Below are 17549 nucleotides of genomic sequence, written 5' to 3' on the forward strand. Positions count from 1 at the left end.
CCAAACTCCTGAACCTGAAGTTCCGGATGGGTTAAACTTTTTTTTCTTTCAGCGCTTTTCCTTCTCTCCTGCCCATCTGGCTGAATTGTTGCACAAAAGTAGCGGGCTTAAACGGATTATGCAAATCTGTGGTTTAACTTTCTCTTAACTTTCCGGTAACACCTAGAAAGACAGCCCTAAAAAAATTTGTTCTGTTTCCCAGATCTAGATTAAACGGTTGATTTTGGCTTCTTATAAATAGGCACGGTACTGCAAGGCTCCCCATACATAATAGAACTGGCTACCGGCAAAAGTTTATCCATAATCTTCACGTAGGCATACGTTGGAACCGGAATTTGACCGCATCCTTTAATTACAAGCTTGGCGTCACGGTAATCTTCCGCATCTATTGCTTGGATGGCATCATGGAATAATTCCTGTTCCAGGGCTTCAAGATTTCCGAAAACCAGTTTGTTTACGTGCGGCTTTAATTTAGACGCCAGCAGCATATACGCCCAGGTTGGCACGATCGCATCGGCGGAACAGGTTATGGCTACGTTTTTGCCGGCATATTGGGTCCAGTCGTGGGTTTTGATAAATTCCCGGAAATCCTTTTCGCGCAACATGAGGCCCATAAACAGGTTTTCCTTTATATCATACACCATATGTTCGCCGGGATGAATAAATTCTTCGAGGTTTAAAGTAGTGAGTGCGCTTTGCGCTACGCGGTTTATTAATTCTGACATGGTTTTAATTTTTAGGTTTGGCCGCCGTAATGTGCACTTCTTTCACGTAAAACGGTTCGTAATACGCTACATCTTCGAATTGGGCTACCTGATATTGCTGCCAGGCTAGTTCCGAAACGGCTTCTGCTGCTGGTATAACATTTTTCAGGAAGAAAGCGTTTGCCACCGACCCGATTATTGCTTCAAATTTGGCGGCGCCGTTGCCGAAGAAAATGATCTTTTGATTTTCTAACTCCTTCCGGAAGGAAGTTTCGTCTAAGACTTTCGCCTGATCGGGTAAAACTTCCTGCAGTGAACTGGTAAGCAATGCGGTGTAAACTTCCATCCGGCGGGCATCGATCATGGGGCAAAAAAGATATTCCGAGGCGTTTGCGGTAAACTTTATGGTTTGTAAAGCCAGCGCGTGCAGGGTAGAAATGGCAATCAGCGGTATATTCAACGCATAGCACAAACCTTTGGCCGTGGAAGTTCCGATGCGCAGCCCCGTATAAGAACCTGGTCCGCCGGAAACTGCCACTGCGGAAAGTTCTTTTTCGGTAAAGCCCGCATTTTCTAAAAGTTGCTGGATCAGTACGGTAATATGCGAAGAATGCGATTTTTCGAGCCGTAATTCAGAAGCGCCGATCAGCCGGCCGCTTTGCGCCAGGGCAACCGAGCAGACTGTAGACGAAGTTTCCAGCGATAAGATTAAAGCCATACGTTTTATTTATGCTGCAAAATTAACCAGAATTCTTCAGAAACCAGTTTTATAGCAGTTTCCCGAAAGATACCGCGACTTTTTAAAGCTTAAACCCTAGCGTTTTTTGAATTGCTGATTGTTAATTGCCGATTGTTTTTTGTTGATTGTTGATTGAAAAAAATTCCCGCCTGTATGCATTTAGAACGAAAAGGCACTTTTTGGTAGTAAAAGCATAGCGTTTTGAAAGAAGCAATCTGAAGGATATCTCCGGATTCTTTAATTTTTCTACCCGAAACCATAGCGTTTTCGACCATAAAAAAAGCAGCACCTATTATTATATAATAGGTGCTGATTAAAAAACGGTAGGTTTTCGGGTCTGAAAACTCAGGTTATTTTTTGGCGCTGGCTTGCAGCAAACCCTGATATTTCTGCGGATCGTTCAACACTTTAATAGCCGTGAGAATATCTTCGTCATCGTCGAAAGAAGCTTCGATGGCGCCTTTCTGGAAATAATACCGGGCTGCAATTTCCTGCTCCAGCAGTTCTTTGATCTCGGTTTTAAAGCGATTCAGGTCGTTAGCCTTGTTGTGCGATACTTTTTTGCGCAGTTGTTCGATCTCGGCTTTTACGTCGTCGTAATGCTTTTCGGCCTGGGCTTTTTTCACCAGATCGTCAATAGACTGTTCTACACTGGTAGAATAGGAAACGTCTTTTTTGTTTAAGAATGTAACAAATTTCTGGTATTCGGCATCGGAAATATTAAATTCCTTGGCCGGTTTGATAGTAGGATTTTCGGCGCGGTATTTATTGGCATACTCAAAAAAGTAACCTTTATTGCCCAGCGTTTTCGCAATATCCGAATATTCCTTGTCGCTTACTTCAATATCCGGGGCTACGCCGCCGCCATCGTAAACCACGCGGCCTTTGGAAGTTTTAAAAGCTACACGCAGCGAATCCGGAATTTTACCCAGGCTGCCATCTTCTTTGCGGTGCGAGTAATCTACTTCCTGAATGCAGCGGCCACTCGGAATATAATATTTAGCGGTGGTAACTTTTAACTGGGAATTGTAGGAAAGCGGACGCGTAGCCTGCACCAGGCCTTTGCCAAACGTTCTTTCGCCTACTAAAACGGCGCGGTCGTAATCCTGCATCACCCCGGAAACGATCTCGGAAGCCGAAGCGCTGCGGGAACTGGTCAGGATCACCATCGGAATTTGCGTATCCAGCGGTTCGTCGAGGGCTTTATAGACTTTGTTCCATTCGGTTACTTTGCCTTTGGTGCTTACAATGTCTTTGCCTTTGTCTACAAAAAGGTTCGAAATGTTCACCGCCTCGTTCAGCAAACCGCCCGGATTATCGCGCAAATCGAAAATGATCTTTTTGGCACCGGTTTCTTTTAGTTTCAGCACCGCATTTTTTACTTCGCGGCCCGCATCTATGGTAAAGCCCGAAAGTTGCAGGTAGCCGATATCATTGGTAACCATGCCGTAATAAGGCACATTTTCGATCTGAATTTTATCGCGGGTAACCACCACTTCAAACGGTTTATCTACGCCGTAGCGTTTAATATCCAGTTTCACGGTAGTATTGGCCTGGCCTTTGAGCAGCTTGGTAACTTCGGTATTGTTCTTTTTCGTGATATCGATGCCGTCGATCTTTACAATTTCATCGCCGATGAGCAGGCCCGCTTTCTGGGCCGGCATACCTTCGTAAGGCAATTGTACAATGGTTTTGCCGTCGCGTTTGCCTACCAGCGCCCCGATGCCGCCGTACTGGCCGGTAGTCTGGGTGCGGAAATCTTCAATATCGTCTTCAGAAATATAATTCGTGTACGGGTCGAGGCTTTTGAGCATAGCATCGATGCCGGTTTTCACCAGTTTGCCGGGCGTTACTTCGTCTACGTAATAGGTATTTACTTCTTTAAAAAGCGTAGCGAAAATATCGAGGTTCTTGGCAATATCGAAATAGCGTTCGTTCTCGGTCTTAAAAGAAAACAGACCAAAACCGATCGCGCCAACCAGCAGGCCGGCAGCAGTTTTTTTCAACATAAAAGTAAGTATATATGGGAAGCAGCAGCCGGAAATCAGCCCTGTTCTTTAACCAAACGAACGAAAGCGGAATTTAGTTTTTTTTCGATTACGTTGTATGCTACTTTTTCTTTGCCAATGTAAATTATGCCTAAAACAGCGTAAAATTGCCCGTTTTCAGACAGTAACTTATGTTTGTTGAGGCGGTACGCTTCCCGGATCTGCCGCTTGATGCGGTTACGGTCGTGGGCGCGCTTAAAATATTTTTTGGAAACGGATATGAGTACCTGCGGAAATTCGGGCACCGGGTTTTCGGCTTTGAGGAACACAAAGCGGAGCGGGTATAAATTAAAAGCAGAACCCTTGGCGAAAAGCTGAGAGATCAGCTTTTTACTGCACAAGCGTTCTGCTTTCGGAAATGATCTATCGTAAGCTTCCGGTGCGAACTGAGTATCTTCGGATTGCATCACGAAGGTTAAGCTACAAAGCAGCTAACCGAAAAATATTAAGCTTTGTGACGTTTTTCGTCAGAAACGCTTAGTCTCTTTCTACCTTTTGCACGACGGCTAGCTAATACACGACGGCCATTTGCTGTTTCCATACGGGAACGGAAACCATGCTTATTTCTTCTTTTTCTCTGTGAAGGTTGGAATGTTCTTTTCATCTCGCACCAATTTTATTAATTCGGATTGCAAAATTAGCAATACTTTTTCTAAAAGCAAACAGAATTTCAAAAAAAGTAATCTGAACATAGAAATTGGTTTAACGACTTTTCAGTGCCAAAACCCTACCGTTTCCTACAACCCGAACGTTAATAATGGTAAATCATGGCGCCAAAAAAGGCCAAAACCGTCAGCACCACGCCCACCATCAGCACGTTATAGCTCATGCGCAGGTACTTGTATTTACGGGCAACCGAGACTCCTAAACTATGCAGATCGCGCATTAAAGCATGCCGCGAATCGGTACCGCTTTCAATTAATTTATCCATGGCAGCTTCGTATTCTACCAGCGTCATTTTATAGAAATTCTCGAAGTAAAGTAAATTTACCGGGTTCTTTTCAATTTCTTCCAGGGTATAATAGCCACGCGTCTGGTCGGGCCGGGTAGAGAAAATGGCCAGGATCATGGTAGCCGTGCAGGTTACGATCAGCAACACACCAGGCACCAGGTAAATGGTAGGTTCACTGAACTTGCGCAGAAAAATGGTAAACGCCACCGAAATAATCAAAGTGCAGGTTCCGATTAAAATATTGGCGCGCCGGTCGCCGATGGTGATGTAGGAAACGTGGTTCCGGGAGGCGGTTCGGTACATATTCGATAAGCCACCATTCCGTTTCTTATCCATTACCGCATCTGCTTTCTGCTTATTCTTACGCGCTTTCTTTTCTGCGGCTGCTATTGTTAATTCCTCACTCACTATTTCCATACATTCAAAGCGCTAAGCGTTCAGGAAAATCCCGGTTGCCTGCCGTTGGGCTTACGGCTTTAAACAAAGGAAGTTAGAAACCGCCATTCGCAGACAAATATTTGCGGCGTTCCGGTCTTATTTGCATAAAACCCAAAAAACCGCCATCTTTCCCAATTGTGTAAAAACGCTATGCTTCCGGGCTAAAAAAGTATAAACCATGATCCATTACCACGTTTCCTATAACAATCCGCTTTCTTATTTCCTGCAGATCGAAATGCGCATTCCGGCCTTGCAGCAACCCGTTTTGCACCTGCAATTGCCCGCCTGGCGCCCCGGCCGTTACGAGCTGCAGCACTTTGCCCAGAAGATCCGGAAGTTTGAGATTCTGGACGCCGACAGCAACCCGGTGCGTTACGAAAAAATAACCAAAGACCGTTGGCTCGTTTACACCGAAAACCTGCCGGAAATAACCGTGCGCTACGATTTTTATGCCCACCAGATGGATGCCGGTGGCTCGTGGCTCGACGAAACGCAGCTTTACATAAACCCCGTAAACTGCTTTATGTCTGCCGAAGGTTTCGAACATCAGCCCTCGGAACTGGTACTGAATATTCCGGAAAACTGGCAGATCGCCTGCGGCCTGAAAGCTAAAAACCAGAACACGCTTTTAGCCGGAAATTTCGACGAACTGGTAGATTGTCCGCTGTTCGCTTCCGGCACTTTGCAGCACGAAACCTATACCGTTCAGGGAATTCCTTTCCATATCTGGATCCAGGGCAATTGCAAACCCGACTGGCCAACGCTATTAGCCCATTTCCGCGATTTTACCGAAGAGCAGCTGCGCCTTTTCCACGATTTCCCGGTGCAGGATTATCATTTCATGTTCCAGATCCTGCCTTACAAACATTACCACGGCGTAGAACACAGCAATTCTACGGTTTGCGTTCTGGGCCCTGCCGATACGCTGATGCAACGCAGCACCTATAAGGAATTACTGGGCGTAAGCTGCCACGAACTTTTCCATACCTGGAACATCAAAAATATTCGTCCGGCCGAAATGATGCCTTACGATTTCCGGCAGGAAAATTACTTCCGGACCGGCTTTGTGGCAGAAGGCATTACCACTTATTACGGGGATTATCTGCTGGGCCGTTCCGGCGTTTTCAGCGCGCAGCAATACTTCGATGAGCTGAATAGTGTACTCAAAAAGCATTACGACGACTATGGCCGCTATAATTATTCCGTAGCCGATTCTTCTTTCGATATGTGGCTGGACGGTTATAAACCCGGCATTCCGGACCGCAAAGTTTCCATCTACCACAAAGGCGCGCTGGCTTCGTTGCTCCTGGACCTGGAACTGCGCCGCGTAACCAACAACCAGTTTTCTTTAGACGACGTGATGCGCCGCCTGTATAACGATTTCGGGAAACGCGGCATCGGGTATACCGAGCAGGATTACATCCAGATCGTAAATGAAACGGCCGGCACTTCTTTCCAGCAGTATTTCGAGGAGATTATTTACGGAACCAAACCCCTGGAAAGCCCGCTCGACAATGCGCTCCGTTTTGTAGGCTGTGAACTGCGCGAGGAACCAAACCCGGTGAGCTACGAACGCAAATTCGGTTTCCGGGCAGTATTGAAAAGGGAATGGCCCAACGTTTCCGCCATCATGCCCGATGCCCCGGCTGCCTTCGTTTTCACCACCGACGATGACATCATTGCCGTAAACGGCCGCCGCGTAGAAAACAACCTGAATGAACTCTTTAAAGATGGCGAAAGCTTTGAAGTAGCCGTTTTCCGCAATTACCAGCTCCGCACCGTGAAGCTCGAAACCAGCGGCCGCAATTACCTCAGCAATTACATCGTTGCCAAACGCTCCGACGCCACCGAAGTAGAAAAAGAGAATTTCCAGCGCTGGCTGAACCAGAAGTTTTAAGGAGTTTTCAGGCCGGAAAGGATAGCGTTTTTGGAAATTGTTGATTGTTAATTGTTGATTGCTTTCATCTCACATATGTCATCCTTCGCTCGCGCTCAGGATGACAGAACGTAAAAAAAACATTACAAAATTGGAAAACATAAATACAGACAAAGAAACGTACGGCGCAGCTGCGCTCATGAGTCCGGAACTCCGGGAATTGGTGGAAAAGCAGCTGCTGGCCGAATTCCCGCATTACAAACTAAACAAAACCAACCTGCAATTCGATTGGAGTGGTAGCGCCAACGAAGGCCACCAGATGCAGCACCCGCTCGGCATTATAGCCAGTTTTTCCGGCATTTTGGTATTGGATGAAAACAAGCAGATCGTAGCCGACGGCTGGATGGAATTTATACTGGAGCCGGATTTTTTCCTGGCTTACTGGGATTATATTACTATTCGCGAAGGCAAAAAGAAACTAAGTGAAAAACAAATGCCCGGCATTCCCAAGCACGTCTGGAAGCAAATTCCAATAGAATTAAGAGAGAAATATAGTGCGAAAAGACTGAAAGGATAAAATTAAACAAATGGAAAATGGCTTAATTGAACGGATCCAAAATTGGTATAAAAATAATTGTAACGGAGATTGGGAGCATGAATTTGGAATCAAAATAGGAACTTTAGATAACCCGGGTTGGGCGGTTACAATTGAACTAAACAATACTTCTTTAGAAGAAGGGAAAATCTTTAAACAATACGAAAAAGCCGAAGACGACTGGTTAAGCGTTAAAGTAGAAGATAAAAAATTTATTGGATATGGCGACCCCAATAAGTTGCATGAAATCCTCAGAATTTTTCTTGATGAATTTCTTATATCACAAAACAACCCTGAGTTCCTATATGAAATATATATTCCTATTTTAAATGCAAGTACTCCTGCTTGGCAGGCCGTTGATGCTAAACTAATTAATGAAAGTATTTTTGAAATAGTAAGAATTAAAGAACGGCAATTTAAAAATGTAAATGTTTTGAATATTGACGATTTTGCCAAGTTGAATGATAAAGTAAATTCGCTTCAAACAGAGTTTAAGGAAGGAGACAAAGTTATTTGTGAATTAAAGTTATTTTTCGATTCGAAAGAGTTAGCTGCCACAGAAAAGATTTCAACAAATTAATTCCCGAAAAACGATATCCTTTTAAGCACAAAAAAGTGGCCTGGAAATTAATCCGGGCCACTTTTCTTTCATAGTTTCTAATCAGACTAAAGCAAAATTAATTATGGGTCTTATCGCTGTGCGGGTTGCTTCGGGCGTTATTTCCCTGCAACGATTTACCACCAGAAACCGAGTTGTGCTGGGCCGTATCGCGGCCAACCGGGTTACCGCCTTGGGGCAGGTTGCGGTTCGGGTTCTGCATTTTAGTATCTGCATTATGCATGGCCGGACGAGGGTCTGAAGCTGTTCCGGTTTTTTTCGGATTCATTTTTTCGTTCTGCTCTTCGTTCGGGATTTTTTTATCTGAATTTTTCATAGCGTTGTTCTTTCGTAAATAAATGTGAGTACTTAAAACACATTCATCTTTTACCCGATCAAAAGGCAATAAGTTACAGCCCGAAACTTCGTTCATAAAAAAAAGGGAACCGCGGGCTCCCTTTCTTCTGAAAATGCTATGCTTTTAAAGCTAAAAACTAAACGGCTGCTTCTACGCTGAAATTTACCAGCTCCACAAACTGCTGCACGCGGGCTTCTACTTCGGCGCCATCCAGGTCCAGCATACGCTCGGCTCCAAATTTCTCTACGCAGAAAGAAGCCATGGCCGAACCGTGAATTACGGCACGCTTCATATTCTCGAAAGAAATATCGTTGGTGCTGGCCAAGTAACCAATAAAGCCACCAGCAAAGGTATCGCCGGCGCCGGTTGGGTCAAATACGTCTTCCAGCGGCAAAGCCGGCGCGAAGAACACTTTTTCCCCGTGGAACAACAGCGCGCCGTGTTCGCCTTTCTTAATGATCAGGAATTTCGGGCCCATGTTCATAATCTTCTTAGCGGCTTTCACCAAAGAATATTCGCCGGAAAGCTGGCGCGCTTCTTCGTCGTTAATGGAAAGCACGTCTACCAGCGCAATCGTTTCCAAAAGCTCCGGTAAAGCAATGTCCATCCAGAAATTCATGGTGTCCATCACGATCAGTTTCGGACGGTTTTTTAAACGCTCGATTACCGTTTTTTGCACCTGTGGCGCCAGGTTGCCCAGCATTAAATATTCGCAGTTCTGGTAGCTTTCCGGCACGATCGGGTCGAAAGTCCCCAGCACGTTCAGTTCGGTAACCAGCGTTTCGCGGCTGTTCATGTCGTTAAAGTAGCGGCCGCTCCAGAAAAACGATTTTTCGTCTTCTTTTATCTGAAGGCCTTCGGTATTTACGCCACGCTCCTCCAGCATTTTAATGTCTTCCTTCGGAAAATCGCCACCCACCACGGCTACCAGGTTTACCGGTTTGGTGAAGTAAGAAGAGCAGATAGAAATATACGTAGCGGCGCCGCCAATAATTTTATCTGTTTTTCCGAAAGGGGTTTCCAGCGCATCAAAGGCCACCGAACCAACAACAAGTAAGCTCATATCTTTTTAATTAAAAATTAGAAATTAAGAATTAGAAATAGGGAGAAATGCCTGCTTCCTCCTTGTTCTCTCATTCAAAACCAGGCTAAATAAAAAAAGCCCCTGAGTATTCAAGGGCTTTCATTGGGGTGACCGATGGGATTCGAACCCACGACTTCCAGAATCACAATCTGGTGCTCTAACCGGCTGAACTACGATCACCATGTTTGAATTGGTTTGCAAAAGTAAGTAGCAAATTTCAAGGATGCAAGTTTTTTATTAAAAAATCGTAGCGTTTTCCGGCAAAATTTCTTCAAACGGCTCAATATGAATCAGTACGTCGTAAACCTGTGGCTTGGCTTCAATAATGGCATCCTTTACCAGGTGGGCAATATCGTGGCCTTCTCTTACCGTTAAATTGCCGTCTACAATTACGTGAAGATCAACAAAATACTCGAATCCCATTTTCCTAACGAGGCACTTTTCCGTGGCAATTACGCGGTCTACGGTTTCAGCAATTTCCTTTATTTCGGAAGCAAATTCCGAGGGCGGTGCGGCATCCATAATTTCGGTAAAAGCGGGCATAAAAATATGGTAGGCATTTACCACAATGATCACCGAAGCAATCAGGGCTGCCCAATCGTCGGCTGTTTCGTAGCCATCGCCACCAATCAGCGCAATGGAAATGCCCACAAAAGCCGTGAGCGAAGTAATGGCATCGGCCCGGTGGTGCCAGGCATCGGCTTTTACGGCCGTGCTCTCAACTTCCTCACCTACCCGGTTCGAATAACGATACAGCCCTTCTTTTACTACAATAATAATTCCGAGCACAATTAAGGTAAACGGTGCAGGCGCTTTGTGCGGCGTAAGAATATGCTCCACACTCTGAATGCTGATGAGAATGGCGGCCCCGATCAAGGCCACGGCCACTACAATGGCGGCCAGCGGTTCGGCTTTGCCATGCCCGTACGGATGGTCCGCATCCGGCTCCTTCGAAGCAGCTTTCAACCCGATCCAGACAATAAAGGAAGTAAGCACATCCGAAGCCGATTCGATGGCATCGGCAATCAGGGCGTAGGAATTACCCAGAATACCGGCAGCACCCTTAACCAGTACCAAACCCATGTTCGCCAGAATACCAATGAGCGTGGAACGCAGCCCTTTTTCCGAGGGGTGCGGTATTTCAGGATTTCGGCGCGCGTTGTTCAATATCGTATGGTTACCTTTCCCAGCCCTCCCCTGACCAGGAGAGGAATTTTGGGCAGTGCTTTATTTAGTTTTTGTAGTTAAAACGGTACGGTTTTTAGGCGAAAAAGTGCGGATCGTCTGAACACGATTCTCGGGATTAATTTGATTTACAGGATATCTCGTGCGGACAGATCGCGACCTGTCCGCACACATTCCCGATCACGCATTCTAAACCACATCCCCAGCCAATTCAATTCAAAGAATCATGCTCATCTGGAAAATCCTTTTAATCATGTTCAGCGAATTTATTGAATAACGTAAGGACAGGCTGCGACCTATCCACACAGGAATCCTGCAAATAATCTACAACGGCCGGTCGAAAAGCATCCGTTCGCCGGTTTTGCTTTCGTCAAACCTACCGTTTTCAAAAGCCACGTGCCCGGAAACAAGGGTATGCGTTATGGAAGAGCGGAAGGTTTTACCTTCGAACGGCGACCAGTTGCATTTATAATAAATGTTCTCTTTGTTTACCGTGTAAGGTTTATTCAGATCTACCAGCACCAGATCAGCCCAATATCCTTCCCGCAGAAAACCTCTTTCGCGCACCTGGAAACATTCGGCGGGCGCGTGGCTCATTTTTTCTACCATGCGCTCCAGCGAAATGCGGCCGTCGTGGTAAAATTCCAGCATTAATTGCAAACTGTGCTGCACCAGAGGTACGCCGGACGGCGATTTCTTATAGCTGGCTTGTTTTTCTTCCCACAAATGCGGGGCGTGATCGGTGGCAATAATATCGAGGCGGTTATCGAGTAAGCCCTGGAATAAAGCGGCTTTGTGGCGGGCTTCTTTTACGGCCGGGTTGCATTTTATCTGGCTTCCCAGGGTAGCGTAATCGCTTTTATCGAACCACAAATGGTGCACGCAGACTTCGGCGGTAATGCGTTTTTCTTTCAGAGGAATATCGTTTCTGAAAAGGGCCAACTCCTCTTCTGTGGAAATATGTAATATGTGCAGGCGGGTGTTGTGTTTCTCGGCCAACTTTACGGCCATAAAGCTCGATTTAAAGCAAGCCGCCACGCTTCTGATCTCCGGGTGGCACTCCACCGGAATAGCGTCGCCGTATTTCTCTTCGTAGATCTTCAGGTTATCGCGGATCGTTTGTTCGTCTTCGCAATGCACGGCGATGGGCAGGCGCGCTTTCTGAAAAATTTCTTCCAGCACTTCCACATTATCCACCAGCATGTTGCCGGTAGAAGAACCCATGAAAATCTTGATGCCGCAAACGGTAGCACCGTTGGTCAATAAAACTTCATCCAGGTTATCGTTGGTGGCACCCATAAAGAAGGAATAATTAGCCAGCGAAACTTCGGCAGCACGGTCGAATTTCTCTTCGAGCAATTCCTGGGTGGTAGCGTTAGGAACCGTATTCGGCATTTCCATGAAGGACGTAGTACCACCAGCTACGGCGGCGCGGGCTTCGGAATGAATATCAGCTTTGTGGGTGAGGCCGGGTTCCCGGAAATGCACCTGATCGTCGATCACGCCGGGCAATAAATGCAAACCGGTAGCGTCTATTTCGCGGTCACTTTTTTCGGTTAAACCCATACCGATTTTCTGAATGCGGCCGTCGGAGATGAATACATCACTCTGAAAAACGCGGCCTTCGTTTACCAGCGTGGCATTTTTGATCAGGATACTTTTCATGGCTCAAAGATAAGGAGATTGGGCGGGTTTCAAGGTTTACCTAACTTTCAAAATTTGCCTTTTTGGCATTCCTGGAAAACAAATAATACTTGCAGGTGCTTACCATTAAATAAGCTGCTAAGCCTGGCTACCTATTTTAACTGCCTTTACATTTACCCAAGACTACAGCCGGCTGATTATCACGAACTTGAAAGCTATTTTTTATATAAAAATTATTTGTTTTATTAATTATTTAAGATAAATTTAGAACCTGGATAATCTTTATTTCTTAAAATAAAATTAAGAAAAATCCAACTACAAGCTTAACCTATTACCACGACTAATATGCTTTACAGTACCATGTCAAATTCATTTTGGCCTGGGTTCTTTATGCCTGAACATTAATCATTTATTCATTATTAATCATCACTTTATGCAGAAACTTTACTCTTTAGCTTATTTAAAGAATCAGGGAACCTGGCTCTTTTTCCTGCTTTTATTCCTCCCTGGCATCATGCAGGCGCAGGTTACTGTTAACGCGACCGGAGGTTCTTCCGGCATCTCTTACACAAATCTGAATTTAGCTTTTTCTGCGATCAATGCCGGAACCCACTCTGGCGCCGTCACAATTTCCATTAATAGTAACACCACCGAACCAGCCACCCCGATACCCCTTAATGCCAGCGGACAAAGTACAACCAATTACACCTCGATTACCATTAAACCTACAACAGCCGCTATCATATCCGGAAACATGATAGCCGGGCGTGGGGTGATCGAGTTTCTGGGTTCCGATAATGTAACGATTGATGGCAGCATTACCAGTGGGGGAACCACCCGGGATCTGACTATTCAGAATACGAATAGTGGCGCAACAACCAGTACTGTGGTCAGGCTGCTTGGACCTACTACCGGGGGACTAGGCGCTACCAACAATACTATAAAAAATTGCAAAATTATTGGGGCATCCTCTACTACAGCCGGTGCCTTTGGTATTCATGCCGGTTCCACTACTCCAACAACTGCAATATCCACTTCAGGCACAGGAAATAACATTGATTACCTAACAATTGAAAATAATGAAATAAGGAATTCTGGAGTCGGGGTATACGTAAAAAGTTCCAGCACAGCAGGAAATGAGGCTGACAACCTGATAATTAAGGATAACGACATTCATACACTAATGATATCCGGCATCCAACTCAGTTATCACATTTCGCCAACCATCACTAACAACCATATTTTTAATATTAAGGGTTCTACAACCGCTACTACAACCGCAGCTATCCATGGCATTTCATTGGATAACAAGATAATCAATGCTGTAATTTCTTATAATGAAATTCATGGAATTCATCATAATGGTAGTGGTGGCTTAGGGTCCTATGGAATTGATTTGGCCGGGCCGAGCTCAACCAATTTTATAAGCAATGGCCTGGTACACCATAATGTAATTTACGATATTAATACGGTAGCCGGGAACGCTTCTACAAGTCAGACTGCCGACGGAGCATTTGGGATAAGAGTAGAAAATGCTGCCGATCTTCAGTTGTATTACAACTCCGTGCATTTATTTGGTTCACCAGTAGGGGGTACTAGTATGTTTAATAGTTCTGCTCTAATGATGACTACAAACAATGCCAGCATTAAAGTGCAGAACAATATTTTTTCGAACAACATGACCAAGGGTACAGCCAGCGATGCAGTTTTCTCTGCCATTGCCCTTTCCCCTACCCAAACCTTTGCCGGCACCACTATAAACAACAATGGTTACTTTATACCGAACCTCACTAACTATCACTTAGCCCGCCGCTCTTCCACAGCTATTTTCTATACTACGCTGGCAGATTGGCAGGCTTATACAACCACTACCGATGATGCTTCCTATCCATCCGCAAATCAGGTTGCACCTTTTACTTCAAACACAGACCTTACTATTCCGGCTTCCACGGTTACTCCCTTAGAATCCGGAGGAACCGCAATAAATGCCATTGGTATACCAAATCTTGATTTTGAAGGGGAATCCAGACCAAAGACTTATACTACCCAGGTTACCGGGGTTAATATTAAACCAGACATTGGCGCTTTTGAATTTAATGGAGGCTTTATAGACTTTGTGAAACCTGTAATCGGCACTTCATCAGCTACGCCTGCTTTAGGAGTATGTTCCCCTCAGGCACACGTAATAAGTGCTCCCATAACGGATGCTTCCAGTGTGCTTTCTGCAACCGTTAAATGGAAAGTTAACAATGTAGCTCAAACAAATATTTCCATGACCAATACAAGCGGCAACCTGTGGCAGGCAACTATCCCGGTCCAGGGTAATAATCTTGTAGAATTCTATATAGAAGCAATTGACAATAGCGGGAATGCGAATACTGCCACTTCTAATACCATATATTACCGCGATCAGAATTCGTCTGTAAATGCAGGCCCTGATAAACAATCTACTACCCAATCTTCAATTGTACTTACGGCAGAGAATTTTAGTATTGGAAGCGCATTAAAAATAACAGAAGTGCTGCAATACAAAGTCCCAAATACTCCGGCGGAAGCAACTTATGCCAGCTTTATTCCGGGACAGTCAACCGCAGGCGGCAATGAGTTTATAGAAGTAAGTAATACTGGTGATCTGGCCATAGATGTGTCCGGATTCTTAATTCAATTAGTAGGTGCAGCGTCTAATACTTTTGAAATTCCTACTGGCACTATTGTTCCCCCGGGTCAGGTATTGACCTTTAGTATGGGTGGCACCACCAGCGATGCTTCTAACCTTTATTTTGACATGGGTATTACCCCATCAGATCTTGGGTCTGGCAGCGCGGTCGGATATATCTTAAAGAATAACAGGGGCAGAGTATTAGATGTTGTCGGTACAAATAGTCTTGCATTTTCATTCCTTGAAGCGGCTGGTGTAACTACTTCAGACTGGCCAGATATAGGCACGAGTTACCTGAATGTTGGCTCCAGCGTACCTGGAGTGCAACGCATTGTAGACAGCAACAATAATGTAGTAGATACAAATTCAGCATCAGACTGGATTGTCACGGTACGTTCCACAGGTCCTGCAATCACTATAGGATCATACAACGGTTACGCTGCAGTTCCAACATCTGCAATTACCTGGAGCAACGGCACTAATGGCAATTTAGCAGCTTCTTCAACAGGTAAATCGGTTACCACGCCTGTATTTAATACTCCGGGTATATATACTTACATCGCTACCGCTACTGATGGGAGTTGCACAGTACAGGATGAAATAACTATAACCGTTACGGCGCCAATGCTTCCTGAAGCTGAATTCAGTGCCGCTCCAACCACGACCCGCACCGGGGAAACCGTTATTTTCACGGATGAATCTCTGAACACACCTGGCACGTGGTCATGGACCTTCACCGGACCGGGAACCGCTACCTATTTAAATGGATCTACCAATACTTCACAGAATCCGGAAGTAAGTTTTAATACTGCCGGTTCTTATACCGTACAACTTGTAGCTTCTAACGGAGCCGGGGCGGACACTATAATCAAAGCAGGTTATATAACTGTTTACTGGAATTATTGTACAGCCGTACAGAGTGCCTGTGGTACCGCAGCAGATGCCCGTTATATCCAGAAAGCTGAACTGAATACGTTGATAAACGACAATTCTGGTTGCTCAAACGTTAATCCTTCCAATGCTTACTCAAGTTATCTGCCCTCTGCATTTACTACAACCTTAATGAAAGCTAATGCTTATTCGCTAAAGGTTACCACTTCCAATTCCGGAACTAATAGTTCTTACATAGCCGCTTGGATAGATTTCAATAATAACGGCACTTTTGAAACCACTGAATTCTATGCTCATGGCACCAGCACATCCGCCAGCATTGCAGTACCGGCAAATACTACTGTTTCTATTCCAATTACGGTCCCCCTTACTTCAGTTACCGGCCCAATTGGCATGAGAATAAGGTTACATGGTCAATCTCTGCCGAGTTCTGCTGCGTGTACGGCATACACACTCCTTTCCGGTGAAACAGAAGATTATATTATCACCATCGTGGAAAGACCAGCCACCGATGCCGGTATTATAAGCCTTGTAAGTCCGCTGCAAAATGCCTGCGCAGACGCCATCACACCGGTAATCGTTAAGCTGCAGAATTTTGGGACTGGCAATATTTCCAATATCCCGGTTACGGTTAATGTAACCGGCGCTGTTTCAACTACGCTTTCCGCCACGTATACAGGCACACTTCTACCTGGCGGAACCGTAGACTTTACAGTTGATAACCTGAATACTTTGACCGGAGGCACTTTTAATTTAAACGCATTTACAGGAGTAGCTGGCGACGGCGATGCCAGCAATAATGCTATAGCCGCATCCAGAAATATAAATACGGTGCCAGCCGCGCCAACTACTGCCGGTGCCACATTCTGCGCCGGCTCTAACCCAACTTTAACTGCTTCCGGAACAGGCACCCTCCGTTGGTATGACCAGGCTACAGGTGGCACTTTGCTGGCTACCGGAACTTCTTATACCCCCCCGGCTCTTACAGGAACCACTAACTATTACGTGGAAGCAGCCGGAACGCCGGCAGACAAGGTAGGCCTGACAGCTACCGCTACTGCTGTTTCGGCTTATGCTTCCGGTTCAATTGGTTACGGTATTAACTTTACCGCAAATCAGGATATTGTGCTGAAGGGCGTTTATGTATACGTTAAAAATGCGAACAGCCAGGTAATTATTCAGTTGCGCAGCGGTACAACCGGCACCACTACTGGTGCAGCTGTATTGCTCACTGCACCAACGGTAACTGTTGCAAACGCTGGTGAAAAAACGTACATCCCGTTAAATTTTGCGATCCCGGCCGGTAGTTACAGGCTAACTTCCGGCAATACTACCCTCCTTTCAAGTGATTCTTACCCTGCAAATTCTGCCGTTATTTTTCCATTCAACTCTTCCAATAATGAAATAACGATCATCAGCTCGCGGACAGGATCTAATATTACAAGTGGATATTATAATTTCTACGATTGGGATATTCAGGTAGTTGGCTGCCCTAGTGCCAGAACCATGGTTACAGCTACTATGGGAGATGCAGGTCAATGGACCGGTACGACCTCAACCGACTGGAACGTGGCTTCCAACTGGAGCTGCAATACAGTGCCAACAGCTACTACCAATGTGAGCATTCCGGGCGGCCTTAGCAACTACCCGCAACTTGCCAGCGGCACAGCCCAGGCCAATAACCTGACGGTTGCTTCCGGTGCTTCCATCACCATAAACGGGGGCGCCTTGCAACTTGCCGGCAACCTGAGCAACAGCGGCACTTTCAGTAATGCGGC

General features: G+C 45.5%; 14 protein-coding genes and 1 tRNA gene. 4 read left to right on the forward strand and 11 right to left on the reverse strand.

All coding sequences use genetic code 11. From position 1 onward, the window contains the following. Positions 1–209: 209 nt before the first annotated feature. The 6 genes from I5M27_RS18320 to I5M27_RS18345 all read right to left on the reverse strand — a co-directional run bounded on the left by I5M27_RS18320 (position 210) and on the right by I5M27_RS18345 (position 4860). Positions 210–725, reverse strand: coding sequence for a DUF2480 family protein (locus I5M27_RS18320; RefSeq protein WP_200507848.1), 516 nt, complete (start codon positions 723–725; stop codon positions 210–212). 4 nt (positions 726–729) lie between these two features. Continuing rightward, complete coding sequence (gene tsaB, locus I5M27_RS18325; RefSeq protein ID WP_200507849.1) at positions 730–1422, reverse strand: tRNA (adenosine(37)-N6)-threonylcarbamoyltransferase complex dimerization subunit type 1 TsaB; 693 nt, start codon at positions 1420–1422, stop codon at positions 730–732. A gap of 371 nt (positions 1423–1793) precedes the next feature. Beyond that, positions 1794–3452, reverse strand: coding sequence for a S41 family peptidase (locus tag I5M27_RS18330; RefSeq protein ID WP_200507850.1), 1659 nt, complete (start codon positions 3450–3452; stop codon positions 1794–1796). 35 nt (positions 3453–3487) lie between these two features. Then, a complete protein-coding gene (gene rnpA / locus I5M27_RS18335; RefSeq protein WP_200507860.1) occupies positions 3488–3898 on the reverse strand; it encodes a ribonuclease P protein component in 411 nt (136 codons plus the stop codon). Between the two features lie 38 nt (positions 3899–3936). After that, positions 3937–4095 carry a 50S ribosomal protein L34 gene (gene rpmH / locus I5M27_RS18340; RefSeq protein ID WP_200507851.1) on the reverse strand — a complete coding sequence of 53 codons (159 nt, stop codon included), beginning with the start codon at positions 4093–4095 and terminating at the stop codon, positions 3937–3939. Between the two features lie 147 nt (positions 4096–4242). Beyond that, positions 4243–4860 carry a Pycsar system effector family protein gene (locus tag I5M27_RS18345; RefSeq protein ID WP_200507852.1) on the reverse strand — a complete coding sequence of 206 codons (618 nt, stop codon included), beginning with the start codon at positions 4858–4860 and terminating at the stop codon, positions 4243–4245. Positions 4861–5059: 199 nt separating this feature from the next. On the opposite strand from I5M27_RS18345, the gene I5M27_RS18350 reads away from it, so the two are divergent. From I5M27_RS18350 to I5M27_RS18360, 3 genes are all read left to right on the forward strand, one after another. Next, positions 5060–6778 (forward strand): M61 family metallopeptidase, encoded by a 1719-nt coding sequence (locus tag I5M27_RS18350; RefSeq protein ID WP_200507853.1) that lies wholly within the window; start codon positions 5060–5062, stop codon positions 6776–6778. A gap of 130 nt (positions 6779–6908) precedes the next feature. Continuing rightward, the gene (locus tag I5M27_RS18355; protein WP_200507854.1) at positions 6909–7334 is read left to right on the forward strand and encodes a hypothetical protein; all 426 of its coding nucleotides are present in this window, start codon (positions 6909–6911) and stop codon (positions 7332–7334) included. A 10-nt stretch (positions 7335–7344) separates the two neighbouring features. Further along, positions 7345–7932, forward strand: coding sequence for an immunity 53 family protein (locus I5M27_RS18360; RefSeq protein ID WP_200507855.1), 588 nt, complete (start codon positions 7345–7347; stop codon positions 7930–7932). 97 nt (positions 7933–8029) lie between these two features. On the opposite strand, the gene I5M27_RS18365 is transcribed toward I5M27_RS18360, so the two are convergent. The 5 genes from I5M27_RS18365 to I5M27_RS18385 form a co-directional block, all read right to left on the reverse strand. After that, positions 8030–8287 (reverse strand): hypothetical protein, encoded by a 258-nt coding sequence (locus tag I5M27_RS18365; protein ID WP_200507856.1) that lies wholly within the window; start codon positions 8285–8287, stop codon positions 8030–8032. Positions 8288–8444: 157 nt separating this feature from the next. Then, positions 8445–9371 (reverse strand): PfkB family carbohydrate kinase, encoded by a 927-nt coding sequence (locus tag I5M27_RS18370; protein ID WP_200507857.1) that lies wholly within the window; start codon positions 9369–9371, stop codon positions 8445–8447. A 124-nt stretch (positions 9372–9495) separates the two neighbouring features. Then, positions 9496–9572 (reverse strand) — tRNA-His (locus I5M27_RS18375). A 57-nt stretch (positions 9573–9629) separates the two neighbouring features. Further along, a complete protein-coding gene (locus tag I5M27_RS18380; protein WP_234462604.1) occupies positions 9630–10559 on the reverse strand; it encodes a cation diffusion facilitator family transporter in 930 nt (309 codons plus the stop codon). A gap of 342 nt (positions 10560–10901) precedes the next feature. Beyond that, complete coding sequence (locus tag I5M27_RS18385) at positions 10902–12242, reverse strand: dihydroorotase (RefSeq protein WP_200507858.1); 1341 nt, start codon at positions 12240–12242, stop codon at positions 10902–10904. Between the two features lie 412 nt (positions 12243–12654). On the opposite strand from I5M27_RS18385, the gene I5M27_RS18390 reads away from it, so the two are divergent. Beyond that, the coding region (locus I5M27_RS18390) for a beta strand repeat-containing protein (protein ID WP_200507859.1) at positions 12655–17549 on the forward strand (4895 nt) is incomplete at its 3' end.

Origin of the sequence: Adhaeribacter terrigena (assembly GCF_016623615.1) — a bacterium.
GTDB lineage: Bacteria > Bacteroidota > Bacteroidia > Cytophagales > Hymenobacteraceae > Adhaeribacter_A > Adhaeribacter_A terrigena.